The organism is Aminobacter sp. P9b, assembly GCF_045345995.1.
Classification (GTDB): domain Bacteria; phylum Pseudomonadota; class Alphaproteobacteria; order Rhizobiales; family Rhizobiaceae; genus Aminobacter; species Aminobacter niigataensis.
This window is the reverse complement of record NZ_CP150082.1, coordinates 3,627,622-3,652,155: the sequence shown is the minus strand read 5'-3', so window position 1 is coordinate 3,652,155 and position 24,534 is coordinate 3,627,622. Positions and strand designations below refer to the sequence as shown.

The following is a 24,534-nucleotide window of genomic DNA, read 5'->3' as shown; positions in this document are numbered from 1 at the left end:
ACGTAGGCAGCCAACGGCAACAGCTAGCCTTTTGTTTCGCGGCCCGCTGACCTCTCATGATGGAGAAGTTCATGAGGCTTCTTCAGGGTAAACTGGTTGGCGGCGACGATATAGTTATCGGCGTGGAGACGCGCGATCGGCTGGTAGACCTCGGGCCGGACATAACGCCCGCGCTCGTCTAGGCATTCGTCGCGGACGTACATCTGCACCACCTCGCCGATGACGATGGTGCGGCGGCCGTAGTCGAGGATCTGCGACACCCGGCACTCCATGGCGCAGGGCGATTCCTCGATGCGCGGTGCCGCGACCTTGATCGAGGGGGTGCTGGTCAGGCCAGCGAACTCGATCTCGTCGACCTCGGCGGGGAAGCTGATGCCGGTGACGATCATTTCGCTCGCGATCGCCATGTCGACCATGTGAACGACGAACTCGCCTGAACGCCTGATGTTGGCGACGGTGTCCTTGGCGGTGCCGTCGAAACGGGTCTGCATGCCGAGGATGAGCAGCGGCGGCTCATGCGAGAACACGTTGAAGAAGCTCATCGGCGCGGCATTGTTGCAGCCGTGCTCGTCAATGGTGGTGACGAGTGCTATGGGACGCGGCCCGACGAAGTTGGTGAGCAACCGGTAGCGGTCCATCTCAGGCAGCTCGGCGAAATCGAAATCCATGATTTTACCCTGAAATTGCGAAACGTTTGGCTGATTGAAGCGTAGTCGTCGGAAACAGCTTGGCGGGGGCATAGCTGGAGAGCTTGCCGACATAGGGTTTCGGCAACGGGTACGCCAGGTCGCCTGCCTTGGACGTGCGCAGGCCCATTCCGACGATGGCTTCGGCGAACTTCACGGCGGCGGCCACACCGTCGATCACCGGCACGCCGAGCCGTCTTTCCAGGTACTTTGCCAGGTCCGCCATGCCGGCGCAGCCGAGAACGATTGCTTCCGAGCGATCATTGCGCAGCGCTTCCTCGCACTCACTCAGGATGATGGCGCGGGCGCTGGATTCAGGCCTTTCCAGCTCCAGCACGGGGACGTCGGTGGCCCGGACACGTCGACAATGGTCCTGCATGCCGTAGTTGCGCACCAGCTGTTCGGAGATGATGCGGGTGCGTTCGAGTGTGGTGACGATGGAGAAGCTGGTGGCGACAAATGTCGCCGCATGCATCGCCGCCTCCGCAATGCCGATGACCGGAGCTGCCGTGATCTCCCTGGCCGCGAGCAACCCCGGATCGCCGAAGCAGCCGATCACATATGCGTCGGCTGCATCCCCCTGGAGTATCTCGTCAATCGTCCCGAGGACGCTCAAGGCTTCGTCGTAGTGCCCTTCGATCGATGCTGCGCCGGACCGAGATGTCGCAAGAAGAACTTCGGTGCCGGGTGCTGCGACCGCACGCGCGGCTTCGCCCATGAGCTCGGTCATCGAAGCAGTGGTATTGGGATTTATCAGCTTAATTCGCACTCGTTGTCTCCATTTCTGTATACAATAATTTGTCAGGTTTGGATTTTCCAGACGCGGTGGTTCGTCTTCGAAATGCTTGCGTTGCTTCGCATTAGATCGATCCGTAGTGCCTTAGGCATGGCAAAATGGAGCTTTTCAGCGGAGTTTTGCCGCCAGTCTGGAGGGCCTCAGGCCTCCAGGCTCCGTTCGACCCGCCTCAGTGACGAGCGCGTCCTCTCCCATCAAGCGTGTAAGGCGACCTGTCCGTCCGCGAAACTTCCTTTCAAAAAATACGATGTTGACGAAAGATTGTATACATGCCTAGAATGATATGTCTATACAAGAGAGTGCTAAATTTCCGTAGCGGAAGTTTCAAGGCGCCAGGGAACGACCATCAAAGAGAGGAGCTACCCAATGACATTGAACAGACGTTCATTCCTGCAGGTATCGTCGGCCGCCGTAGGGCTGGTCATGGCGGAAGCCGCATTTGCCAGGATCGCATATGCCGAAGGTGCGGCCGGCACGCTCCGCGTCGCCATTGCCAAGCCTGCCGGCAATCTCGATCCGCAGAGCCACTATGCCATCTGGGCCATCCAGGACCTGATGTTCGAACCGCTGGTGAAGTACGGCAAGGGTGGCCAGATCGAGCCTTGTCTCGCCACCGACTGGAAGATCGAAGACGGCGGCAAGACGCTTCAGCTAACGTTGCGCCAGGGTGTCACCTTCCAGGACGGCACCATCTTCGACGCGACTTCGTGCAAGTGGAATCTCGCCCGCTGGATGGGCAAGGACCAGTACAGCTGGATGAACTGCTCCAAATATTTCGAGTCCCTCGAAGTGGTCGACGACTATCACGTCACCTTGCGTTTCAAGGAAGCGCCGCTAGCGCTGATGCAGGAGCTCTCCTACACCCGTCCCGTTCGCTTCCTGAGCCCGAAGTCTGTCGGCGCCGACGGCAAGTTCGGCGAGCCCGTGGGTACGGGACCGTGGCAACAGGTTAGCGCGGACGACACCCAGAGCGTCTTCGAGCGGTACAACGGCTATTGGGGCGACAAGCCGTCTTATGAACGGCTTGAAGCCAAGGTTATCTCGGATCCACGGTCGCGGGTCGCAGCACTGCGCGCCGGCGAGATCGACCTGATCGGCGGTTTCTGGGTTGCCGCGCTGACCCCGGAAGAAGCCAAGCAGCTTGAGACGGCGGGATTCAACGTCGCCATCGACCCCGGCAACGTCTCACTGGTCATGGCCTTCAACCCTGACCGTGCCGAAGCGCTGAAGGACCAGCAAGTTCGCAAGGCGATCAGCATCGGCATCGACCGAGCGGCAATCTCCCAGGCGCTTTACCTTGGCTATGCCAAGCCGGCCGGCAACCTGTTTTCGTCGGCGCTGCCCTATGCCGGCAAGCAGCACGATGCTCCTGTCCGCGACGTGGCGGCTGCCTCGGCGCTGCTGGAGAAGGCGGGCTGGACCGGCAGTCCCATCCGTTCCAAGGATGGCAAACCGCTGACGCTCGAGATGGTCGTCAGCCCAGAGGCCATTCCAGGGTCGCGTATTATCGCCGAGGTGATCCAGTCCGAGATGAAGGAGATCGGCATCGATCTGGTGATCCGCACGGTCGACCACGCGTCCAAGCACACCGACATGCTGGAGAAGAAGTACGATCTCGGCTTCTTCCTCACCTATGGCGCTCCTTATGATCCTTTCGGATCCGTTGTGCAGCTCTGCCTGTCGACCTTCAAGAACGACGTCGAAGGCAAGCTGGTCACTGACGCCGCCAATCTGGACCCGCTGATCAATGCGGCGACGGCGGCGACCGGGGACCAGATCGAGCCGGCGATCCAGAAGGTCTACGACTGGCTGTATGACAACGACGCGATCGCGCCGCTGGTCTACGTTCCCAGCATCTGGGCGCACTCCAAGCGTGTCCAGGGCTTCACCAGCCCGGTCACCGAATACGACATGCCGTACGAAAAAATCGTGCTGGCCGACTGAGGGAGGCTGCCTTGATCCACTTCATCAGCAAGCGGCTGAAGCATTCCCTGGTCCTGTTGTTTCTGGCTTCCGTGGTCTGCTTCACGCTCGTCGTCTCGGCCCCGGGTAATGTTGCCGTCCTGATTGCCGAACTGCGCGGCGCGGTGGCCGTCCCAGGTTACGTTGCCCAGGTCGAGGAAGAGATAGGACTGAACAAGCCACTGCTGATGCGCTACGTGGATTGGCTCGGAGATGCCGTCACGGGAGATTTCGGCATCTCCTACAGGACGGGCCAGGCGGTCAGTGCGGACCTGCCACATCGCATGATGGTCACCGGGACGCTTATCGCGGGCAGCGCCGTGATTGCGACCCTGCTCAGCCTGCTTCTTGGCTTCCTGGGTGCCTTCTGGCCCTACAAACTGCCAGACCGCGTTTCACGCGGTCTGGCACTCATCGGCGCATCGACACCGACTTTCTTCGTCGGCGCGCTGATGATCTACGGCTTCTCCGTCACCTTCCAATGGTTCCCGTCCTTCGGGTTCAACGGCCCGGTGAGCTGGGTACTGCCATGGCTCACCGTTGCGGTCCTGCCGGCAGCAGTGCTCAGCCGTGTCGTGCGTGTCGGACTGGAGGAGGCGATGACCAGCCCCTACGTGCTGACGGCCAAGAGCAAGGGACTGGGGCGCACAGCCATCCTGTTTCGCGAAGCGCTGCCCAACATCACGCCCGTCTTCATCAATGCGCTTGGCACCCAGGTGGGATTGATGACGGCCACCGGGATCATCGTCGAGCCGCTCTTCGCCTGGCAGGGCGTTGGCGACTACTTCCTCGCTGGCGTGCGTTTCCGCGACTTCATGGTCGTGCAGGCATGCCTGCTGATCTTCCTCTCCTTCTTCATCGTGGTGAACCTGATCGTCGATCTTGCGGTCCTGATGACCGATCCCCGCATCCGGCGCCAATGGAGCTGATCATGAACAAACTCACGCCTATCCTAGCCCGGCTGAACAAGTTCCCCCGCGTGGCCCTGATCGTCATCGGCCTGTTCATTGCCCTGGGCACTTTTGCCCCCTGGCTCGCACCACAGGATCCCAGCGCTCAGAACCTGCTGGCTGCAAGCCAGGCACCAAGTGCTGCCCACTGGCTCGGCACCGACCACCTCGGGCGCGACACCCTCAGTCGCCTGATCCTTGCCGCCAACACCTCTCTGGTCAGCGTCGGCTCGGTCCTGATCATCGCGATGACGATCGGCATCCTGATGGGCACGATCGCCGGCTATCACCGCGGCTGGGTCGATGACCTTTTGATGCGTATCGTCGACGTCGGCCTGTCCATCCCCAGCCTGATCACTGCGCTGGCGGTCATCGGCATCGTCGGCCCGGGTTACTGGACCATGGTGCTGGCGCTCGCCCTTGCATGGTGGCCGATGAGCGGCCGCATCAGCCGTGCGGTTGCGGTCAGCATCATGAGCAAACCGCATATCGAGGCGCTTCGGGTGCTTGGCGCCAGCCCCTGGCGCATCTATTTCGGCCACCTGCTGCCCGGCACCATCGGCGCGGTCATGGTCTATGCGACGGCGGATGCCGGCACCGCCGCGCTGGCCGTCGCAACCCTCAGCTTCCTCGGCCTGGGCATCCAGCCGCCGACACCGGAATGGGGGCAGATGCTTGTCGACGCATTGCCCTATCTCGAGTCCGACCCGCGCCAGGTCATCCTGCCGGGCCTCGCCCTGACGGCCGCCGTGATCGGCTTCAATATCCTCGGTGAAGCCATCGCGCTCAATCGCATCCCGAAACCGCTGACCCGGCGCATGCTCGCCATGCGGCGGATCGAAGTCGCTGGCTGGAGCAAGGAGAACTCCAATGCATGACGAACCGCTTTTGAGCGTCAGCAACCTGACCGTCGACCTGCTGACGGCCAAATCCGCCCTGCGTCCCGTCGACGGGGTAAGCTACACCGTTCGCCAGGGCGAATGTCTTGCCATCGTCGGCGAAAGCGGCAGCGGCAAGACAGTGATGAATTTCGCCCCCCTTGGCCTCATGCCGACGGGCGTGACGACGCAGCTGTCCGGATCGGTGCGCTTTGACGGGCGCGAACTGATCGGGCTGCCGGAGCCGGAAATCCGCAAGATACGCGGCAAGTCAGTCGGTTTCATCTTCCAGGACCCGATGAGCGCGCTCAATCCGGTGCGGCGCATCGGCCGCCAGATTGCCGAGATGGCGGAACTCCACCTCGACATGACGCCACGCGCGGCAGAAGCGCGCGCGCTGGAACTCGTCAAGCTTGTCGGCATCTCCGATCCTGCTGCCCGGCTCCGCCAGTACCCTCACGAGCTGTCGGGCGGCCTCAGGCAACGCATCGTCATTGCCACAGCACTTGCCGGCGAACCCAAGCTCCTTATCGCCGACGAGCCGACGACCGCTCTCGACGTGACCGTTCAGGCCCAGATCCTGCGCCTGCTCAAGGACCTGCAGAAGCGGCTCAACATGGCCATGGTGCTGATCACACATGACATGGGTGTGGTCGCGGGTGCGGCCGACAACATCGTCGTCATGTATGCGGCGCGGGCGGCGGAGCGGGGGCCTGTCGACAAGGTCCTGGTCACGCCGCGCCATCCATACACGAGGGGGCTGATCAACGCGATCCCGAAGCGGGAAGATCCGATTGGCTCGGAGTTCCGGGGACTTCCCGGCATTCCGCCGACGTTGGGCGCGCCCATCAAGGGTTGCGCATTCGCGCCGAGATGCGACTTCTCGGTTCCCGCATGCACCGCCAGCCGGCCTCCCCTTGTGCCTTCGGCGGACGGTTCGGTCTTTGTCGCTTGTCCCGTCGTCAATGAAGGAAGGGCAGCAGCATGACACACAGACCTGTTCTTAAAGTCGAAAACCTGCAAACCAGGTTCAAGAGCGTCCAGCGCGGCAAGTTTGTGCACGCGGTCGACGACGTATCCATCGAACTCTATCCGGGCGAGATCGTTGGCCTTGTCGGCGAGTCAGGTTGCGGGAAGTCGACACTCGGGCGCACGATCGTCGGCCTCGAGAAGGCTACGGCCGGGCGCGTGCTACTCGACGGCGTCGACCTGAGCACGCTTTCGGGTGCCGCTCTCCGCGATAGCCGCAGGGCGCTGCAATATGTGTTCCAGGACCCGTATTCGTCCCTCAACGACCGCCAGACGGTCGGCGAGGCAATCGATGAAGCGCTGCAGATCGACGGCATCAAGTCGAGGACCGACCGCGACCGCCGCACCAAGGAGCTTCTCGACCAGGTTGGCCTGGCGGATGCCGTGAAGGATCGCCATACGCGCGAGCTGTCCGGCGGCCAACGCCAGCGCGTTGCCATTGCCCGCTCCCTTGCGGTCAATCCACGGGTGTTGATCTGCGACGAACCGGTCAGCGCGCTGGATCTGTCCATCCGCGCCCAGGTGATGAACCTGTTCCTGCGCTTGCAGAAGGATTTGGGCGTGGCCTGCCTGTTCATCGCCCACGACCTCGAACTCGTCAGGCAGGCAGCCTCGCGCGTCTATGTCATGTATCTCGGCAAGATCGTGGAGCATGGGCCGTCGCAAGAGCTCTACGACCATCCGAGCCATCCTTACTCGCAGATGTTGCTGGCCTCGGTGCCTGAGGCCGATCCCATCGCCGAGAGGCAGCGCAAGGTCCCATTGATGGTGGGGGAGGTACCTAGCCCGACCAATCCTCCGTCCGGCTGCCGGTTCCGCACCCGCTGTCCGATGGCGGTCGATGACTGCAAGCAGCAGGTGCCGCCAGCCTTCAAACTGTCACCTGGACATGACGCAGCATGCGTGTTCGCCAAGGACCTGCACCGTGGAAAACGGTCGGCCCTGCGCGAGGCAGAGGCGAATGCCGAACGAGTTGGCGCGTTGGTTCCCTCCTGACCAGCGCCCATTAGGCCATCCGGTGCGATGACCCAAAGCACCGCGCTGTTCGGGCAGAGCAGCGCCTTGTGCTGAGCCCCTTGGCGAGCACCGGATGGCCCTCTTATCCATGACCAAGATTTCGAACCGTTGGCAACGCCCGGTTCGCTGGACAGACGCTGCGCTAGGGACGCTCGCTTGTGATCTGTCGCTCCAGCTCCCGCATGATCACGCATAGTCGAGAAAGATCGTCCTGCCACACCGACGATTGATCTTCGGCTTTGACAACGCCGCAGCGCTGCAGCTCCCGCATGGTGCTTTCGATCGCGCGCAGCCGCTCCAGCTTTCGCTGCGGGCTCAGCGACGAATCTTCACATATGTCTCCAAGCGTCATGCCTGCGTCCCAGTGGAGAGCGCCTTATAAGCGGCATCACATTCTATGCAAATGCCCGCCGGGATGTTGGTTCGAAACGGTCCGAAGGCTATGTTGTTCCGCCACAAAACAGGCGAAACTGATTATCGCGCCATGGGCCGGCAATCTGACCGACAAGGAGTCTAGGGTGAAGTCTATTCTGCTCGCTTTCGCTGTTGGTTCCGTCGCTGCATTTTAAGCGAGCGCGCATCCTCATGTTTTCGCCGAGGCCCGACTGAACGTTGCCATTGGCAGCGGCAACTTTTTGCAGTCCCTGCGACATCAATGGCGCTTCGACGACCTCTTTTCGAGCACGGTTTTGTTGGAGTTTGACCAGAACTCCGATCTGGTTCTTGACGAAGGAACTCGCCAACGTCGCTGACACAATTCGCGGGTCGTTGGCAGATCATAACTATTTCCAGCTCGTCATGTCGGGGGGGGAAGGACGTCAAGATGGCTCCGCCGACGAAGTTGATTGCATCGTTCGACGCCGACAAACTGAAAATACAGTTCGAAACGAGGCCCATGGTGCCTCAACCATTGGCCAAAAAGCTCAGCTTGGGTGTCTATGATGCCACGTTTTACACGGCCATCGATTTCGTTGGTGATGAAAGCATCGAGGTGGCGGGTTTACCTGGCAATCGTACCCGTGATGTAGTGCGGCCCGATCCGGATCAGGCGATTGCTCAAAACCAGGGAACGCTGACGGAATCGTTTTTTAGCGACCCCACAGGAACCGATCTCAGCAAGATTTTTGCGACTCGCCTGGAACTCAGCTGCCGTTGATCAGGCCGCTCCCGCAGCGGTCGCTATCCTCGATGTGCTTTTGGCTCCGACAGTTCAATCCCGGTGGTCCTGATCGTCCGCTTTCAAGAAGCCGTTCTCTGTCAGCCATCGCGCGAGGATGAGCTGAGCCATGGAACTGGGGGACCTCATCTCGGCTTGCGCTGCTTGATCAAGCGCTTCCTTCAATGATGGCAGGACACGAATTGCCAATTGGGCGGTACGCGTTTCCGATTTTGAAGACATGGTCTTTTTTCCGCAATGGTCAGGGGAGCAGGATCTCATGAAAGTTTATCGCAACGGCGACTGCCTCGATTGAGCGGACGATGGCAGCCCGTCCCACCGTGCCCGAGGCGAACGAGACCAAGGGCAATGCGAGGACTGCTATGACAACGGCCATCGTCACATGAGTGAACGAGAGGATAAGCGAAACCACAATACCTCTGCTGATGCCGTTCCGTGGAACCCGTCAGATAGGTTGCGAGGATCGCCTTGCTGTGACCGGGAGTGAGTGCGTGCGCGGCACCGAACACTACGCCCATCGGCAGAAAACCCAGGAAGGCGGCCCAGTCACCGTTCGTGGACAGCAGCTTTATCTGCCCGGCAAGCGCCAGGTAGATTTCACGCTGGAACTGGACGTGCGATTGAAACATGTGAGCCTGGGATTGTGTGCGCTTCCCGCGCCAGTATTGGAGGGAATGCGGCATTGGCAAGATCGCGCCTCCCGTAGAAGGCGCGACCTTGATTGCGACTAGATGACCCGTTTGATGTCGATATAGTCGCCCTGGGTGCGTAGCGTGACGGTGACGTCCGATGTGCCGCGATTGCGCCAGAACCAGCCGTGGTTTCCGTCGAATGCTGCTTCGAGTTCGCCTTCGTCTGACAGCGTGCTGCGGCCCTTTTCGTAGCTAACAGACTGACCACCGCCGTCGCCATGGGTGTCAAAGTTCACGACACCACCCTCGACTGCCCAGGCAAAGATTGCCTTTGCACCTTGTCGCATGACCAATTTGACTTCGACGCCTTGGCCAGGCGTCAGGGTAAAGCTCATTTCATCGGCGCGCCCGACAGGCGGGGACACTGGCTCGGGTGCCGCCGCCACGGGCTCCTCGACCACTTCTTCCTGCACCGGAGCTGCCGCCACCACCTCATTTGGTGTCTGGGAAACTTTGGTCGGCAAAGCGGGTTGCTGAGCCGCCAGCGAAAGGAGCAATCCTTCGATACGATCTAGGCGCGCCGACAGATCCGGGGGGACCGCGGTGGGGCGCGCCGATGTTGGCGTGGACGCTTGCCCTGCGGCATCGGCTGCGGCTTCGCCGGCAAGCTGCGTCTTGATTTCGCCCATGGTCGTCAGGCCGAGCAGGCGTCCTACTCTGGTCGGGTCGATCGCATATTCAGATGGCATCACCACGGTGATCAAAAGGACGAATGCCGTTGCGGCGGCGATGATTGTCGAGCGCTTGAGTTGAGCGGAGGAGGGGAGGTCCGCTCTGTTCGGCAGATCAGTGTTGTACATGGTGTGGTTCCTTATGCCGAGACGAAGAAGCCGGTGAGCTGGTACCCGACCAGCAGGAACCCGGCCGCCATCATGATGACGTTTGCGGTGTAGGCGTAGCGCCAGAAGCTCTTGGTCCGACGCCAGTATCCCATCAGGATGAGGATGGCTGCGAGCGCCAGCAACTGCCCGATCTCGACGCCAACATTGAACGCCAACAGGTTCGGAATCAGTCCGTCGGACGAGATGTTGTAATCTAGAATTTTGGTTGCAAGGCCGAGCCCGTGGAAGAACCCGAATATCAGTGTTGCGGCCTTGGTGTTCGGCTGGAAACCCAGCCAGCGCTGAAACGTGCCGATGTTGTCGAGGGCCTTATAGACGACAGACAGGCCGATGATCGCGTCGATCAGGTAGGAACTGACGTTCCAGCCGAAATAGACACCAAGCAGCATCGTCGTGGAATGGCCGAACGCAAACAGGCTGACATAAATGCCGATATGCTTTGGCCGATAGAGGAAGAAGATGACACCAAACAGGAACAGCAGGTGATCGTATCCCGTCACCATATGTTTGGCGCCGAGATAAATGAACGAGATCACATGAACGCCTGTGATCTCCTGGATATAGCCCTTGTCGCCTTCGGCGACCCCGTGGGCATAGGCGAGTTCGGGCAGTAGGGCGATGAGCATCAAGATCATCGAGGCGAGCAAGGCGTAGTGGCGACGCATGCACGCGCCCCATACTCCGTCGCTAAGACGTAGTTGTAGCATGAAAGAAATCCGAGAAGTGGTTGCGAAGCCGCCTAGCGGCCGTGAATCAAGCCACGGCAGGCAGTCGCGGTGGCCGCTCAATCTTCAGTCGGAGAACTTGGATGCTTTCACAGCCGTATGCCCGCTCCCATGCCCGTGGTCGGAAAGGCGAAGCAGGGATGATCACTGCGGCCATGCTCGGTACGTCGTGGGAATGGTCGGAGTAATGCTGGCCCTTGGCCCCGTTATGCGTCGAGACATCGTCGTCATGGCTGTGGCCATGCGTGTGGTTCGTGGCAGCATAGGCAACCGTCTGGACGGCTTCGGGCGAGGATGCCGAGAAAGCAGGCGTGGCGAGGGGAAACATGAGGATGGCAAACTGCAGCACCGCCAGTATGGCGGTCCTCAGTGCTCTGGTGGGCGTCCATCTCGTCATGGTTAACGAATTTAGTTCAGGCGCGTTAACTGCAGGTTATCGTCTGCTGGAAAGGCGCGAATTGCACTGGTGCCGCGTATCTACGACGAATAGGGCGAACACAAGACCTTCGTCCCGGTTCACTTCAAATAGGTCCGAACAACATCGATCAGTTGCCTCGCCCCCTCGGCCTGCCTGGCGAGTTTTTGGTCTGCGGGATCAACCACATGGTTTCGGATGTGGTCCTCAATGAGCTCGACGGCAAGGCCGCTCACCGAACCTCGGATCGAGGCCGTCGGTTGCAGGATTTCGGCCCAGTCGGCGTCTGCTTGCAGCGCCCGTTCAACCGCCCCAATTGCCCCGATTGCGTCCTACTCGGCCAACGAGCTTGGCTTTCCGCGCGCGGTATGCGTCATTTGAATTGCCTTCCTCGCTGAACTGGTCGAGATTTGTCTGCCATTGTCTCAATTGCAATTGATATCCTCTGCTGGAGGTTAGCATGCAAGTCGATGTCATCGATCGCTTCGAGGACCTTGAGGGGCTCAGGACGGACTGGGAAGCTGCCTATTCAGCCGACCCTGGGGCTCACTTCTTTCTCAGCTGGCCATGGATTTCCAATTGGCTGCGCAGGCTGAGTTACCCTTGGGTCGTCCTCGCAGTCAGGTCAGGCCCAGGCAGCCATGTCGCATTCCTGCCGCTGCAGATACGGGCTGAACTCGACCAGAAAACAGGTTTCTACAATAGCCTTCGGATGGCTGGGTCCTATTTCGCGGTTTACACGGGTCTGCTGTGCAGGCCTGAACATGAAGATGATGCGGTTGCGGCTCTTGCCGGGCAGGTCCGGCAGATGAACTGGCGAAGCCTGCAATTGGAGGATTTTCACGTTTCGCCCGAACGGCGCGACCTGTTTCTCAGGCACTTCCACGGGACGCAATTTGTCGAGCAGAAGATCGTTCGCAGGCCGCATGTTACCGAGAGCGGCGAGGACATCGACCACGACGTGTTCGTCCATGTCGAGTTGCCGGCCGACTGGGAGCATTATCTCACGGTGCGCCTCGGCAGGCTGGCTCGGCGCAATGCCAGGCATTATCTGCGCTTGATCGATGAGAGCAGCGAGTACGGGGTGACGATTTCCGACCCGCATACAATCGGGCAGGACGTCGAGACACTTTTCCGGTTCTGGCTGGGCCGCTGGGAGGATAGAAACCCGTCTTATGCACGCGGTCTCATTGGGAACTGCCGCGCAATGTTGCCTGGTCTGTTCCGGGACGGGCGGCTGCTCGTTTTGGTGCTTCGCAAAGACGGCGTGCCGATCGGTGTCCATCTCAATTTCGTCGATCGGGAAAAGGGCACCATCCACTGTTTCCTTGCTGGCCGCGACCCGGCCGTCACCAAACTTCCGCCAGGCTTTGCCCTGCACATGTTCACGATGCGATGGGCCATCGCCAACGGCTTTGTCAGCTACGATCTTGGAACAGGAAACTACGGGTACAAGGCGGCATTCGGATCCCAGACGAGGCTTATCGAAGGCACGAGCATCTCGACGGTGAGCGCTCGCAATCTCGGCGAACGGCTTGACCGCCGAACACTCAGGTCAGTCTTTTCCTGGGCGAAGCGGCTGCACCGCGAAGGAGAATCCAGGCTGGCGGCGATTGGCTGCAGACAGATACAGGAGGTGGATGATGCCTTTGAGGAAGCTCGCGAGCTTCTGCGACTGATCGAGGCCGAGACGGCGCCGATCCTCGCCAAGGCGATCGAGCTGCACCGGTCCGGCCGTGTGGGGCAGGCGGCGCAGATCTATGCATCCGTACTGGCGCAGGCGCCACGACATTTCAGGGCGAACTACATGATGGGCGTCGCTTGCCTGCAAAAGCAGAAGTTCGCCGCGGCCGAAATCTATCTCGGACGTGCGATCGAGGCCGATCCTGTGCATCCGGCCGCCCACAACAATCTCGGCAATGCAATGCGCGCGACAGGCCGGCTTGAAGATGCTGCGCGTTGCTACGACATGGCTATCGGCTTGAGCCCACAATTTGCCGAGGCCTACAACAACCTTGGCATGGCGTTGCAGAGCCTGGGCCGTCTTGGGGAAGCCGAGGCGCAGTTCAAGAAGGCGCTGAGCATCAACCCCGAGTTTGATAGCGCCAGCCGGAATTACGAAGAGGTGTCGAAAGCACGCAAGGATGCCGGCAGGCCGCCTGTCGCGATCGCATTTTTGGGAACTTTGCTCGATCCACGCCTTGCATGGATGCCGGAGATGTTTCTGGCGGCAATTTGAGATTGGTCCCACGGGTGCTGTTGACAAATATCCCATCCAGGGGGATAGCATTTGGAGAATTTATAAGGCGATAGCTATCTGGAAAATGGCCTGAGGACTGAAGCGTGACTGGACAGATCGTCATTTCAGGAATGACTGCGGCCTGTCTGATGTCGCCACCTTGCTGGGCTGATGACGCGGACATTGCCTTGGACTTCTTCCACGAAACCTGTCTTGCAGCCGAATCCGACTTCGTGCGCGTGTCCGAGACCGCAAGCCGAGAATCCTGGGAGGCGACCGCGACCATTGCTGCGCTTGTCCCCGTTCCGAGTTGGGAGGTCTCGAAGTCATGGACGGCTGATGTGACCGGGCTTGGGGCGAAAGTACTGATCGGCGCCGCCAGGGCAACTTTGGGTGGCCAGGCAATAGACAGCTGCACAATCGCATTTTTCGACGGGCAATTTGCCTCATTCGAAGAACGCTTCCTTGTCCGAACCGACGCCGAGAAGTTCGGCGAGGAAAGCGATGGCCTGCAGGTTTCCAGGGTCTACGTGCTGATAGCCGGGGGGCGCCGGCAATTGGTCAAGGTTTCAGCACCTGCATCGCCATCCGCCCGGCACATGGTCATGGCGAGTTCGATCGCGTCTCGAACCCGCCACTGACCAGCCCCACTGATAATCTCTCCGAGGACCCCATGCTTAGCGTTCTGTCAAACCGTGTCTATCGCCACCTGTTCCTGGCGCAGGTGATAGCCCTTATCGGTACCGGGTTGGCGACAGTCGCTCTCGGATTGCTTGCGTTTGAACTGGCAGGAGCAAATGCAGGTGCGGTCCTTGGGACTGCCCTTGCAATCAAGATGATCGCTTATGTCGGCGTTGCGCCGATTGCCGCGGCCTTCGCCGAAAGATTGCCGCGCAGGTCGATGCTGGTTGCACTGGATCTTATCCGCGCAGCTGTTGCGGTTGCCCTGCCTTTCGTGACGGAGATCTGGCAAATCTATGTGCTGATCTTGCTCCTCCAGGCTGCTTCTGCGGGCTTTACCCCGACGTTTCAGGCGACGATCCCGGACGTGTTGCCGGAGGAGAAAGACTACACGCGCGCGTTGTCTCTTTCGCGCTTGGCCTATGACCTTGAAAGCGTCGCCAGCCCGATGCTCGCGGCCGCTCTCTTGTCGGTCATCAGCTTCCACAGCCTGTTTGCCGGAACTGTTGTCGGCTTCCTGGCGTCGGCCGCCCTGGTTCTTTCGGTCGTGCTGCCAAGCCCCCATCCTTCGCAACCGCGCGGGATCTACGAACGCACGACACGGGGTATCCGCATCTACCTTGCAACGCCAAGGTTGCGGGGACTTCTGGCGCTTAATATGGCGGTCGCGGGAGCGAGCGCGATGGTGATCGTCAATACCGTCGTGCTCGTGCAGGGGCAGTTCGGGCTTGGCGAACGTCAGACGGCGCTGGCCTTAGCAGCTTTTGGTGCAGGTTCGATGCTCGCCGCACTGTCGCTGCCCCGCTTGCTCGAGAACATGGCCGATCGCGTTGCCATGCTGACCGGAGCGGGCCTCATGGTGGTCGGCGTGCTCGTCGGGCCATTGGCCATGAGCTATCCGAAACTCCTAATCCTGTGGTTCGTGCTCGGCTTGGGCTTCTCCTTGACCCTGACGCCGTCGGGTCGTCTGCTCCGCCGTTCGGCCGCCCCAGTCGACCGGCCAGCATTGTTTGCCGCGCAGTTCGCGCTTTCGCATGCCTGCTGGCTGATCACCTATCCGATTGCTGGTCGGGTTGGCGCTCTTGTCGGCTTGCCGGCAACCTTCGTCCTGCTAGGTATCGTAAGTGCTGCTGCCTATGTTGCCGCACTATGGCTCTGGCCCCGTCATGATCCAGACGTTGTGGCGCATACACACGACGATCTGCCTCACGACCATGAGCATCTTGCCGATGCCGTATGGACGGAGGGCGGGTACGAGCATTCCCATGGCTATGTCATTGATGATCGCCATACGGCTTGGCCGCGGGCCTAGCTATCAAAAGGTTTGTGGAGCTTGGAGATAGCCTTTTGCACTTCCCGATCGCGTCCAAGTCACTGTCAGCAGATCGAAGCTTAGCCTTCCGGCAGCAGAATAGCTGATCGTCGCCATATGATGTTTCGACGCTTGCCGCATCGCGAGCCAGGCTTCGCTCCGCTGACATCTGGCTCAATGTAGCCGATGGTTCCGACCGATCGACGAGCATCTGATGCCGCGCTCAACATTCACGACCGCCTCGGTCTTTGTGCCCAAGGGAGTGGCGCGGCCTGGCTCGCCGAAGCCCGGCAAATGTTGGATTTAAACCCCTAAAACGGCTTGCCTATCGGGAACTAGTGGGAAGCCCGAAGGGGTTCGCCCTTGAAGCTGCAACATTGATCGTTCGGTGAGCGTGGGCGAGGTTCCGTCCGTTGCAGGACTTTAACACCCAAATCCGCGACATGTTTCCTCTTCGGGCTACGGGAGCTTGGTAGGCTCGAGCGGTGGCTCTCCATGATCGAGTAGGTACTCAAGTCGCAGGCATGGCTTCGTCGCCACGCGCGGTTAGCCGCAGGTCGAGCCTAAAGGGAACAAGCTGGTCGACCGTGCTTTCAGCGGCATATCAAAAGCGGATGGACTGTATAAGTATTTCGATTTGCTCCGGGTGTTACAAAGCTGTTTAGCTTGGATCGATCGGATGTCCGGCCTTACGACATGGATCCAAGTTGCGGAGACCTCCGCGGTTTCTGGCTTGAAACGGCGGCCCGAGTAACAAAAAAATAGTGGAGGTTGAACATGAAAAAAGCTTTCGTACTTTTGATTGCCGCGGCTCTGATGGGGTCCGCCGGCGCCGCCAAAAGTGAAGCTGAGGAGGTAAGGATCGCAGGAGGCAGCCACCTCGATGCCTTTGACCCGCAGCTCGAGGTGACAAGTCTCTCGGTGGCGATGCACATCTACGACACGCTCGTGGATTTTGGCGACGAGAATTATGGAAGCATTGTTCCGAGCCTGGCAGAGCGTTGGGATAACAGCGAGGATGGTCTGACGTGGACTTTCTACCTGAAAAAGGGCGTCAAGTTTTCTGACGGCTCGCCCTTCAACGCAGATTCGGTCAAATTCACCCTCGAGCGCATCCTCGACCCTAAGACGGCTTCGCCGAATCGGGCCAAGGTCGCTGAAATCTCCAAGGTCGACGTCGTCGATGACTACATTGTAAAGATCACCACGCGAAAGCCTTATGCTCCGCTGCTCGAAAACTTGGCGACGTACCATCTGGCTATGCTAAGCCGGAGTGCAACCAGCAAGTACTCTGTGTTGGAATATGGCATGAAGCCGGTTGGCACCGGCCCCTACATGCTCGAATCCTACGACATTTCCGGCGAGACAGTGCTGGTCCGAAATCCGAATTATTACGGAACGCCCGGAACTCCCGATCGAATATCCTACACACCGGTTCCAGAGGTTTCGGCCCGCGTCATCATGCTTCAGACCGGCGAAGTCGATATCGCGACGGGCCTGAGCCCGGAAAGTCTACCTCCACTCGAAGCGGATCCGAATATCGAAGTGATCAGCAAACCGTCCACCATGATGGTGTCGTTTACGCACCAGATGTGGAAGGGCGCGCCATACGACAACAAGCTTGTCCGTCAGGCGATGATGTATGCCGTCGATCGCGAAGCCATCGTCAAGACGATATTGGGCGGATATGGCGTCGTTCCGAAGGGCCCGTTCTCGCCCGGCGTGCAGGCCTTCGCTGATTTCGGCGGTTACGAATACAACCCCGAGAAAGCAAAAGAGCTCCTTGCGGAGGCCGGGTATCCTAACGGCTTTTCGACAATCGCGCTTGTGCCCGAGGGTCGATACATGAAGGCACGGGAAGTAAGTGAAGCTGTGCAGGGGTATCTCGCGCAGGTGGGCATAAATGTCGAGCTCAAGATGAGCGAGTGGGCCACTTACGTGACAGAGTTCCAAAGCACATTAATTGACCGTGGCATGCATATGTTGGGTTCCTCGATTCCGACGGCTCACTGGAGGATCCAGAGAATCTGGGGCACCCAGAAAATGCCGGACAAAGATCATCTTCCACCTAACACCTCGCAATACAGCAACCCCGAGGTAGACAGGCTTCTATCCGAAGCGAGCCAGAATTTTTCCCTTGAGGAGCGAAACAAGCTGTACGCGCAGGCGGAAAAGATCGTGTGGGAAGACGCGCCAGAACTCTGGCTGTTCGGCCAAAGCCAGTTGGTCGGAGTGCGAAAAGGCTTCTCCGGCTACAAGTTCTACGGCAATCAGGATTGGCGGTTAGACCGGGTCGTGAAGCAGTAAGAAAATAAAGCAGGAGTGCTGGCTGTTTGAAGGCCTGCACTCCTGCTCCCGACGAATAATAGGCTCACATTGGTGCGGCAAGTTCGCGTCAACGTAATCATGGAGGTCGGTTAAGTTGGCCGCAAAAATTCTGCAAATCGAAAATCTGGTTACAACCTTTGATACCGCCGAAGGAGGTTTTAATGCCGTCGATGGCGTATCGCTCTATATCGAGGAAGGTGAAACCCTCGCAGTCGTTGGAGAATCGGGTAGCGGAAAGAGCGTCACGGCCCTCTCGATAATGCGGCTGACACCGCCCAACTCGAGCAAGATTGAGGGCGCCATCTGGTTTGAGGGCAAGAACCTGCTCACTTTGCCGGACGACGAGATCCGCCAAATCCGCGGCAACAAGATCGCCATGATATTCCAGGAGCCGATGACCTCTCTCAATCCGGTCTATTCCATTGGATCCCAGATTGGTGAGGCCTTGATCACGCATCGCGGGCTCTCGCATTCGGAAGCCAAGGCGGAAACCATCCGCCTGCTTGAAAAGGTCCGCATACCGACTGCGAAGTCGAGAATCCGGGACTATCCGCACAATTTCTCTGGCGGCATGCGCCAGCGCGTCATGATTGCTATGGCCCTAGCCTGCAACCCCAAGATTCTGATTGCCGACGAGCCTACGACCGCGCTCGACGTGACGATTCAAGCGCAGATCCTCGATCTGATAAAGTCTCTTCAAAAGGAAGAGGGTATGTCTGTTCTCTTTATCACGCACGATATGGGCGTGGTGGCGGAGATCGCAGACCGGACCGTCGTGATGTACAATGGCGAGGCCGTTGAGACGGGCGCTACCGCTGACATATTCGCGCATCCGAAGCATCCCTATACGCGTGCGCTGCTTGCTGCTGTGCCCAGGCTTGGATCCATGGAAGGTCGCAAGCGGCCTATGCGATTTCCTGTCGTCAATCGGGTGACAGGTGAGTGCGACGTTCCGGTCGAAGTGCCCGATACCGTCAAGATCACGCAGAGGCCGCTACTAGAGGTCAAGGGCCTAACAAAGCGCTTCGACATGCGCTCGGGCATACTCTCGCCTGTGAAAGGCAGAGTCCATGCGGTGGAGAACGTCTCGTTTAACGTCAATGTTGGCGAGACGCTCGCATTAGTCGGCGAGTCGGGTTGCGGTAAATCGACGACTGGACGCGCAGTGTTGCGGCTGTCCGATCCGGATTCAGGAACCTTGGCGCTCAACGGTGTTGATCTGATGAAGCTCAACAAGGCTGAATTGCGGAACGCCCGCAGACAAATGCAAATGATCTTTCAGGATCCGTTCGCCAGTCTGAACCCGCGATTGAGCATCGGCGCCGCAGTCGCGGAACCTCTGTTAGTCAACAAGCTTGCTACTCGCTCCCAAGCGCGGGAGAAGGTGGCCGATCTTCTCCGTCAGGTCGGCTTGCAGCCGGAGATGGCGGAACGTTTTCCGCACGAGTTCTCAGGCGGACAGCGCCAGCGCATATGCATCGCGCGAGCGCTTTCGCTTGAGCCGGGGCTGATAGTGGCGGACGAGGCCGTTTCGGCACTCGACGTATCCGTCAAGGCCCAAGTCGTGAACCTGATGCTAGACCTGCAGGCCCGCATGGGCTTGGGTTACTTGTTCATCTCTCACGACATGGGCGTTGTAGAGCGGGTCAGCCACCGCGTGGCCGTGATGTACCTAGGCGAGATTGTAGAGATCGGGTCGCGTGAGGCGATCTTCCAGAACCCGCAGCACCCATACACGAAACGACTGTTGGCGGCGGTGCCGGTAGCCGATCCGACGCGGCGGCCCGAGAGAAGGGCCGCCTTGAACGGGGAGATCAAAAGCCCAGTCAGGTCACCAGACTATGTCCCGCCCGTGCGTCAGTTCCGTCAGGTGTCACCCGGCCACTCGGTGATGGTTTCGTACGACGAACTGATGCCGAATTAGGTATCGGGACACGCGGTTAGAGTCTTCAGTAGAAGTGCCGCCTTCCACCCCGCTTCGATTCAGACGGGGGTTGGCGAGAAAAGTAGGGCATCGGCTACCCAAAGGCATCGCGTTAGCCACGTGTTTGGTGCTGCACCCGTACCGAACCTAAGGAATGAGGATTCCAGTGTTACAATTCACCAAGAAAATGACCGAACTAATACTCCTGCTGCTGTGCGTGTCATTTATTGCATTTATGGTGCCGCGCTTGATTCCTGGCGACCCGGCCAGGCTATTCGCCGGATTGGACGCTCCGGCAGAAGTTGTCGCGGCCATACGGACGGAGTGGGGCTTTGACCAGCCTCTCGTCGTGCAATACTGGACCTTCTTGACGAAAGCCCTGCAAGGCGATTTGGGATTCTCCATCCATTTCAAGCAGCCGGTAATGCAGGAGATCTTGATCAGGCTTCCCTCAAGTATCGAACTCGCAGTCGCCGCAACGGCTATCTCCGTCCTGATCGGCGTTCCGCTCGGTATTGCATCCGCCCTGCACCGGAGAAAGTTGATCGACAAAGTCGCGACCTTCTCCTCCATTTTGGGCATCTCTACCCCGATCTTCGTAGCGGGCTTATGCCTTATGTATATCTTCTCGATGAGGCTCGGATGGTTTCCGGCATCGGGAAGAGGATCGCTCTCAAAGCTTGTTCTGCCCGCACTCACTTTGGGTCTTTACAATACAGCGCTGATTACCCGTCTAACCCGTTCGACAATGCTCGACGCGCTAAACACGGATTACATCAGGACGGCGAGAGCGAAAGGCTTGAGCGAAAGAGTGGTCATCTACAAACACGCGCTAAGAAACGCGATCCTTCCAGTATATACGATCGTAGGATTGAACATCGGCTATCTCATCGGAAGCTCTGTAATCATAGAAGCCGTCTTCGGTAGAGGAGGGCTCGGGTCAGTGCTGGTCGACGCGGTAAAGTGGCGGGATTACCCCCTCGCACAGGGATCGATACTCGCTTTTGCGATCGTCATTATCCTCGTGAATCGGTTTGTCGATTGGTCGTATCCATTCGTTGACCCAAGAATTAAAGGAAACTGAAAATGGGTAACGGTGACGTCGCCAGAATTATAGCTGCCATCAGAGGAGACAAGGCGGCCCTCGCCGGCAGTCTTGCGGTTTTATTCTTTATCGTGCTTTGTCTAGGCGGAGCACTGATAGTCCCATATTCCGCCGCGACAATGCCTAATCTTTCGATGGCAATGTTACTCCCGGGTGAGAGGGGTACTTTGCTGGGAACCGACGAACTCGGGCGAGACATGCTCGCGCGCATTATCTGGGGCGGCCAGAATTCACTTGTCATTGGATTGACGAGCGCGGTTCTCGGCGCGCTTCCCGGCGTAATAATTGGTCTATTTGCGGGTTACTATTCCGAGAGCCCGATTTCGACAGCCATCATGCGATTGATGGATGTCCTCCTGGCCATGCCGAGAATACTGCTCGGCATCATCGTGGTTACAATCCTCGGTCCCGGCGAGTTCAGCATTTCATTGGCTATTGGTGTGTCGACCATCCCGAGTTTCGCGCGCATAACGCGAGCCTCGACCTTGTCCCTGCGCAGTGCCGTGTTCGTCGAGGCATCGAGAGCCATTGGAAACTATGATAGGGTCACCCTCATCAAACATATCCTCCCGAACATCTTATCCCCGCTCATCGTGCAATTCACCTTGGATGCCGGTCAAGCGATTCTTATGGCAAGCGGTCTCAGTTTCCTCGGCCTGGGTCCTCAGCCTCCTGCGGCGGAATGGGGTCTAATGATAGCACAGGCGCGGGTGCATCTCTTTTCTAATCCGCAGTTGGTCCTGATACCTGGTCTCTGTCTTCTCTTCGTTACTTTGGGGTTCAACATCGTCGGTGACAGCCTGCGCGACGCGATTGATCCCAGCCTTGGAAGGGTAAGTCGCAGCATTCGGTCGGCTGGCGTTGTTACAGCTCGCTGATCGCAAGCTGTACCGGCAAAACCTCCGGGGACCTGTCAAGCCGCTCTGGTGCAGTGGAGAGATTCCGCAGACCCTGTTCGCTCGGCTATAGGCGAACCTCAAAGACAAGCGGCAACGGCAATCGGAGCAAGTCAGGTATGGCCGATTTCAGGTTGCGTAAGCCATCAGCCCACGAGTGGCTCTTGTAGTTGGAGGCCAGCGGGCACGGCACAAAAGCGGTGCCCGCTGGACTGATCTGAGAAAAGCACTACTGGATTAGTTCGGGCCTCGCTGGAAGCAGCGTCGCGATTTGCTGCCGGTCTTCGACGACTAGTGCTTTCAGTATCTCCACAAAGTTCGCAACAGGGCGACCGAGCGGTTTTCCCTTTGAGAATATCATAACGGCCTTGTGTCTTGGTGCTGGAACGAATGGCCTCACAATTAGACTTCCGTGAAGATACTCCCGCGCGACGTGTGGGTTGACGACAGCAACGCCTGCGCCTTGCATGACGAGCGAACAGGTTATTGCGCTGTACGAGGTTTCGATAACTGCCGACACACTGACGCCAGCATCGAGCAATATTCGATCCATCGCCGCGCGTGGAGGATCGCCCTGGGGAAACGTAATGAGTCTTTCCCCCACCAAGTCCTCAGGCGTAACGACAGTCTTGTTGGCCAGCCGATGGGTGGCGTGCATGATGCACACGCCATCGGCCGTGTAGAGGATTTCCCGTTGAAGCATGTCGTCTCCATCCGGGTGCGAGATCACCGCGATGTCGCACGTATGCTCTCGCACCCAACCTGAAAGAACGTCAGAATGGCTGGTTTGAATTGACAGCCTGACCTCGGGGAAGGCATCTCCAAACCGCTTCACCGCTCGGGGAATAAGAGAAAGCGACAAAGCCTGTACTGCTCCTACCCGCAACATTCCACTACCCGATCGCTGTATGCGACCTGCGGTTTCGGTCAATCTTTGCAGGCCGACAAAGCTGCGCTGCACCTCTTCGAAGAGCGCAATAGCGTCAGCGGTGGGAAGCAGCTTGCCGGGCACGCGTTCAAAAAGTTTAAGGCCCGTTTCCTTTTCAAGTCGCGATATCGATCTGCTGACGTTGGGCTGTGAGGTGTGTAGCAGGCTGGCTGCCCCCGTCATCGAGCCTGAAAGCATCACGGCGTTGAAAGTTTCGAAGTAGCTCAATTTTATCATCGGGAGGTCTCCCTAACTTGCACTCAAGACTCTCCACCAAGCCAAGCGCTCATATGGGTTTTTACCATATCATCAGCGTATAAGCCACATACATAAGTTTATTTGCCGAATAGAATCTGAATCTTGTGTTTATACGCGACCAACGCCCAGCATGCGCAAGTCATACGTGACTGCATTAGTCGGGAGGAAATGCGGCTCGTAAAGCATGACTCTAAGAGGCTTCTCTGATTGGTTCGTAGTGCTCCTGCACGATTCTCGGACCGCTCCGCGGGCTATTTTCTCCTCTGCACGATTGGCGCTTGGACCGCTACCTATTGGGGGCAGGAGAGCCAGACGGCTCGATCTGTTTCACGACCTTGCGAACATTGTTTCGGCAGGTTCGGGAACGAGATCGCCTCGCCCATCGACAGGACAACGACCAACTTGCGGGCCAACGCCCTGCGGCTTGACCATTTTTTCGAAAGCACGAGCAGGGAATGCAGGGAGCGGTGAGGGCCAGTTTGTAGCCCCAGCGCGGCTGACCTTGCCCTGGTGAGCCTTACCGGACTGGTAGCGCGCTCACGTCAGTCCTAGGTGCGGTGTGCGAGCGGCCGAACGCTCCGGCGGGTGGCCTTCCCAGCAACCACTTCCATCAACGTGGATATTGAATCAACAGTGAAGGCTAACCACGCCACAATCGATTCATCGATCACAGGATCTACTGCCCGTGTTTGACGCTTTCTTAACCGCGAAGCTTCTGATGCCACATCAAAGGGCAAGACCTTCCCCGCTTCTATCATCTCTATGAAAACCTTCAGGTAGCCATGAGCGCCGTTTAAGGCGCTTCAAAATGGCCACGTGTGACGACCTGTTGAATTCATTGATGATCAATATCCGCCCCAAGGGCTCCGATAAGCTACCCTGCGGAAATGATCCCATATCTCATACGTATGACGCCTATGCGTTTTTCTATTTGCTCCTTGGAGTGCCGCTACTTAGCGTGAAGCGACGAGTGGTCGTGACTGCTGTGGATGCGACTTAGGTTCTTTGAAAGGAAATACTTCCGTGATCGGGAGCAAGAAATGAGACTTCCTGTGGCAACCAGTTTTGAGAATGGCTCGAGCGGCGGGACGTTTGCGAGGATCGTTGGGCACGGCGTAGTGCAGTGCATTCCAGCGGATACGCAGCCAAGCGCGAGCGTTGGCGGCCCATGGGCTGGCTTGCCGGGAGTTGTTAGCGAAGCACATGACGGCGGCGCGCAGCCGATTGTTGCGCGCCCATTGCCAACCGACGCTACAAGATCGCCAGCTTTGCTAGCTGACCGGCGCGATGCCGGCCTCGGCGACGAGGTGATCCTCGATTTGGAAGCGGGCGCGCGCATCGCCCAGTTCGGCGGTGAGCTGAGTGCGCACCAGCGCCCGCAGGACCTTGATTTTTGGCCTGAGCGGCGCCAGTCGGTGGCCGTCTGGGCGCAGGATGACGGCAAAGATGTCGGCGTCGCCAAGGTCGCACTTGGCGGCCACGGTGAGGTGGTGGGGCCGGCATGCATTGACAGCATTGGGATGAATCGGCGTGAAGACGAACCCGTTCTCGACCAGCAAGGAAACCCTCACGAAGTCCTCAGCAATCGGCGCTCCGGACGCATCTTGGTCGAGGTGGCGCATCTTCCTTTAGCTCGTCTGGAACGTCCGGCTACATCATCGCCGCAAGTCTCATTTGAGGCCTCGAGAAGCGAG

The 24,534-nt window shown here is 58.8% G+C and carries 21 protein-coding genes and 2 pseudogenes; 15 read left to right on the top strand and 8 right to left on the bottom strand.

Annotated features, from left to right (window positions below):
* Window positions 1-23 precede the first annotated feature (23 nt).
* Together WHT83_RS18005 and WHT83_RS18000 are read right to left on the bottom strand one after the other, a co-directional pair.
* Entirely contained in the window at window positions 24-668 is a 645-nt protein-coding gene (locus tag WHT83_RS18005) for a flavin reductase family protein (RefSeq protein ID WP_406871931.1), read from the bottom strand.
* Between the two features lie 4 nt (window positions 669-672).
* On the bottom strand, window positions 673-1,455 hold the full coding sequence (locus WHT83_RS18000) for an aspartate/glutamate racemase family protein (protein ID WP_406871930.1): 783 nt from the start codon (window positions 1,453-1,455) through the stop codon (window positions 673-675).
* Between the two features lie 393 nt (window positions 1,456-1,848).
* Between WHT83_RS18000 and WHT83_RS17995 the strand changes: the two genes are divergently transcribed.
* Genes WHT83_RS17995 through WHT83_RS17975 form a run of 5 tightly spaced genes read left to right on the top strand, consistent with a single transcriptional unit; the run spans window position 1,849 to window position 7,297 of the window.
* Window positions 1,849-3,426, top strand: coding sequence for a nickel ABC transporter substrate-binding protein (locus tag WHT83_RS17995; protein ID WP_406871929.1), 1,578 nt, complete (start codon window positions 1,849-1,851; stop codon window positions 3,424-3,426).
* An 11-nt stretch (window positions 3,427-3,437) separates the two neighbouring features.
* A complete protein-coding gene (locus WHT83_RS17990; RefSeq protein WP_310320343.1) occupies window positions 3,438-4,373 on the top strand; it encodes an ABC transporter permease in 936 nt (311 codons plus the stop codon).
* Window positions 4,364-5,272 carry an ABC transporter permease gene (locus tag WHT83_RS17985; RefSeq protein WP_406871928.1) on the top strand — a complete coding sequence of 303 codons (909 nt, stop codon included), beginning with the start codon at window positions 4,364-4,366 and terminating at the stop codon, window positions 5,270-5,272. The genes WHT83_RS17990 and WHT83_RS17985 overlap by 10 nt, the downstream gene beginning before the upstream one ends.
* Window positions 5,265-6,260 (top strand): ABC transporter ATP-binding protein, encoded by a 996-nt coding sequence (locus tag WHT83_RS17980; protein WP_406871927.1) that lies wholly within the window; start codon window positions 5,265-5,267, stop codon window positions 6,258-6,260. Before WHT83_RS17985 ends, WHT83_RS17980 begins: the two co-directional genes overlap by 8 nt.
* On the top strand, window positions 6,257-7,297 hold the full coding sequence (locus WHT83_RS17975; RefSeq protein WP_406871926.1) for an ABC transporter ATP-binding protein: 1,041 nt from the start codon (window positions 6,257-6,259) through the stop codon (window positions 7,295-7,297). The genes WHT83_RS17980 and WHT83_RS17975 overlap by 4 nt, the downstream gene beginning before the upstream one ends.
* A 163-nt stretch (window positions 7,298-7,460) precedes the next feature.
* Here the strand turns inward: WHT83_RS17975 and WHT83_RS17970 are convergent, their stop codons facing one another.
* A complete protein-coding gene (locus tag WHT83_RS17970; RefSeq protein ID WP_406871925.1) occupies window positions 7,461-7,670 on the bottom strand; it encodes a hypothetical protein in 210 nt (69 codons plus the stop codon).
* A 217-nt stretch (window positions 7,671-7,887) separates the two neighbouring features.
* Here WHT83_RS17970 and WHT83_RS17965 point away from each other — a divergent pair.
* Both WHT83_RS17965 and WHT83_RS17960 read left to right on the top strand, forming a co-directional pair.
* A pseudogene (locus tag WHT83_RS17965) lies at window positions 7,888-8,474 on the top strand (DUF1007 family protein); the annotation flags it as partial.
* A gap of 512 nt (window positions 8,475-8,986) precedes the next feature.
* Window positions 8,987-9,226, top strand: coding sequence for a hypothetical protein (locus WHT83_RS17960; protein WP_406871924.1), 240 nt, complete (start codon window positions 8,987-8,989; stop codon window positions 9,224-9,226).
* Here the strand turns inward: WHT83_RS17960 and WHT83_RS17955 are convergent.
* From WHT83_RS17955 to WHT83_RS17945, 3 genes are all read right to left on the bottom strand, one after another.
* Window positions 9,223-9,987, bottom strand: a complete 765-nt coding sequence (locus WHT83_RS17955) for a hypothetical protein (RefSeq protein ID WP_406871923.1) — start codon at window positions 9,985-9,987, stop codon at window positions 9,223-9,225. The genes WHT83_RS17960 and WHT83_RS17955 overlap by 4 nt on opposite strands.
* An 11-nt stretch (window positions 9,988-9,998) precedes the next feature.
* Complete coding sequence (locus tag WHT83_RS17950; RefSeq protein WP_406874008.1) at window positions 9,999-10,664, bottom strand: HupE/UreJ family protein; 666 nt, start codon at window positions 10,662-10,664, stop codon at window positions 9,999-10,001.
* A gap of 606 nt (window positions 10,665-11,270) precedes the next feature.
* A complete protein-coding gene (locus WHT83_RS17945; protein ID WP_406874007.1) occupies window positions 11,271-11,435 on the bottom strand; it encodes a metal-sensing transcriptional repressor in 165 nt (54 codons plus the stop codon).
* Window positions 11,436-11,629: 194 nt separating this feature from the next.
* Between WHT83_RS17945 and WHT83_RS17940 the strand changes: the two genes are divergently transcribed.
* The 8 genes and pseudogenes from WHT83_RS17940 (at window position 11,630) to WHT83_RS17905 (ending at window position 21,636) form a co-directional block, all read left to right on the top strand.
* The gene (locus tag WHT83_RS17940) at window positions 11,630-13,408 is read left to right on the top strand and encodes a GNAT family N-acetyltransferase (protein WP_406871922.1); all 1,779 of its coding nucleotides are present in this window, start codon (window positions 11,630-11,632) and stop codon (window positions 13,406-13,408) included.
* Window positions 13,409-13,512: 104 nt separating this feature from the next.
* Window positions 13,513-14,049: a hypothetical protein gene (locus WHT83_RS17935; protein ID WP_406871921.1), complete on the top strand. Its 537-nt coding sequence runs from the start codon at window positions 13,513-13,515 to the stop codon at window positions 14,047-14,049.
* 32 nt (window positions 14,050-14,081) lie between these two features.
* On the top strand, window positions 14,082-15,401 hold the full coding sequence (locus WHT83_RS17930) for an MFS transporter (protein WP_406871920.1): 1,320 nt from the start codon (window positions 14,082-14,084) through the stop codon (window positions 15,399-15,401).
* Between the two features lie 116 nt (window positions 15,402-15,517).
* Window positions 15,518-15,856, top strand: a pseudogene (locus WHT83_RS17925) (Tn3 family transposase); the annotation flags it as partial.
* Between the two features lie 322 nt (window positions 15,857-16,178).
* Window positions 16,179-17,708, top strand: coding sequence for an ABC transporter substrate-binding protein (locus WHT83_RS17920; RefSeq protein ID WP_406871919.1), 1,530 nt, complete (start codon window positions 16,179-16,181; stop codon window positions 17,706-17,708).
* A gap of 127 nt (window positions 17,709-17,835) precedes the next feature.
* A complete protein-coding gene (locus WHT83_RS17915; RefSeq protein WP_406874006.1) occupies window positions 17,836-19,653 on the top strand; it encodes an ABC transporter ATP-binding protein in 1,818 nt (605 codons plus the stop codon).
* 166 nt (window positions 19,654-19,819) lie between these two features.
* Window positions 19,820-20,737, top strand: a complete 918-nt coding sequence (locus tag WHT83_RS17910) for an ABC transporter permease (protein ID WP_182573916.1) — start codon at window positions 19,820-19,822, stop codon at window positions 20,735-20,737.
* Window positions 20,738-20,739: 2 nt separating this feature from the next.
* Entirely contained in the window at window positions 20,740-21,636 is an 897-nt protein-coding gene (locus tag WHT83_RS17905; protein WP_406871918.1) for an ABC transporter permease, read from the top strand.
* 247 nt (window positions 21,637-21,883) lie between these two features.
* On the opposite strand, the gene WHT83_RS17900 is transcribed toward WHT83_RS17905, so the two are convergent.
* Both WHT83_RS17900 and WHT83_RS17895 read right to left on the bottom strand, forming a co-directional pair.
* The gene (locus tag WHT83_RS17900) at window positions 21,884-22,819 is read right to left on the bottom strand and encodes a LysR substrate-binding domain-containing protein (protein WP_406871917.1); all 936 of its coding nucleotides are present in this window, start codon (window positions 22,817-22,819) and stop codon (window positions 21,884-21,886) included.
* A gap of 1,292 nt (window positions 22,820-24,111) precedes the next feature.
* Window positions 24,112-24,462, bottom strand: coding sequence for a hypothetical protein (locus WHT83_RS17895; protein ID WP_182573919.1), 351 nt, complete (start codon window positions 24,460-24,462; stop codon window positions 24,112-24,114).
* Window positions 24,463-24,534: the final 72 nt, after the last annotated feature.

Excerpts from the sequence above, each read along its gene's own strand:
- WHT83_RS18005 (WP_406871931.1), bottom strand. The coding sequence starts at position 668 with ATGGATTTCGATTTCGCCGAGCTGCCTGAGATGGACCGCTACCGGTTG.
- WHT83_RS17975 (WP_406871926.1), top strand. The coding sequence starts at position 6,257 with ATGACACACAGACCTGTTCTTAAAGTCGAAAACCTGCAAACCAGGTTC.
- WHT83_RS17930 (WP_406871920.1), top strand. The coding sequence starts at position 14,082 with ATGCTTAGCGTTCTGTCAAACCGTGTCTATCGCCACCTGTTCCTGGCG.
- WHT83_RS17970 (WP_406871925.1), bottom strand. The coding sequence starts at position 7,670 with ATGACGCTTGGAGACATATGTGAAGATTCGTCGCTGAGCCCGCAGCGA.
- WHT83_RS17905 (WP_406871918.1), top strand. The coding sequence starts at position 20,740 with ATGGGTAACGGTGACGTCGCCAGAATTATAGCTGCCATCAGAGGAGAC.
- WHT83_RS17920 (WP_406871919.1), top strand. The coding sequence starts at position 16,179 with ATGAAAAAAGCTTTCGTACTTTTGATTGCCGCGGCTCTGATGGGGTCC.
- WHT83_RS17940 (WP_406871922.1), top strand. The coding sequence starts at position 11,630 with ATGCAAGTCGATGTCATCGATCGCTTCGAGGACCTTGAGGGGCTCAGG.
- WHT83_RS17950 (WP_406874008.1), bottom strand. The coding sequence starts at position 10,664 with ATGATCTTGATGCTCATCGCCCTACTGCCCGAACTCGCCTATGCCCAC.
- WHT83_RS17955 (WP_406871923.1), bottom strand. The coding sequence starts at position 9,987 with ATGTACAACACTGATCTGCCGAACAGAGCGGACCTCCCCTCCTCCGCT.
- WHT83_RS17900 (WP_406871917.1), bottom strand. The coding sequence starts at position 22,819 with ATGATAAAATTGAGCTACTTCGAAACTTTCAACGCCGTGATGCTTTCA.
- WHT83_RS17895 (WP_182573919.1), bottom strand. The coding sequence starts at position 24,462 with ATGCGCCACCTCGACCAAGATGCGTCCGGAGCGCCGATTGCTGAGGAC.
- WHT83_RS17985 (WP_406871928.1), top strand. The coding sequence starts at position 4,364 with ATGGAGCTGATCATGAACAAACTCACGCCTATCCTAGCCCGGCTGAAC.
- WHT83_RS17980 (WP_406871927.1), top strand. The coding sequence starts at position 5,265 with ATGCATGACGAACCGCTTTTGAGCGTCAGCAACCTGACCGTCGACCTG.
- WHT83_RS17995 (WP_406871929.1), top strand. The coding sequence starts at position 1,849 with ATGACATTGAACAGACGTTCATTCCTGCAGGTATCGTCGGCCGCCGTA.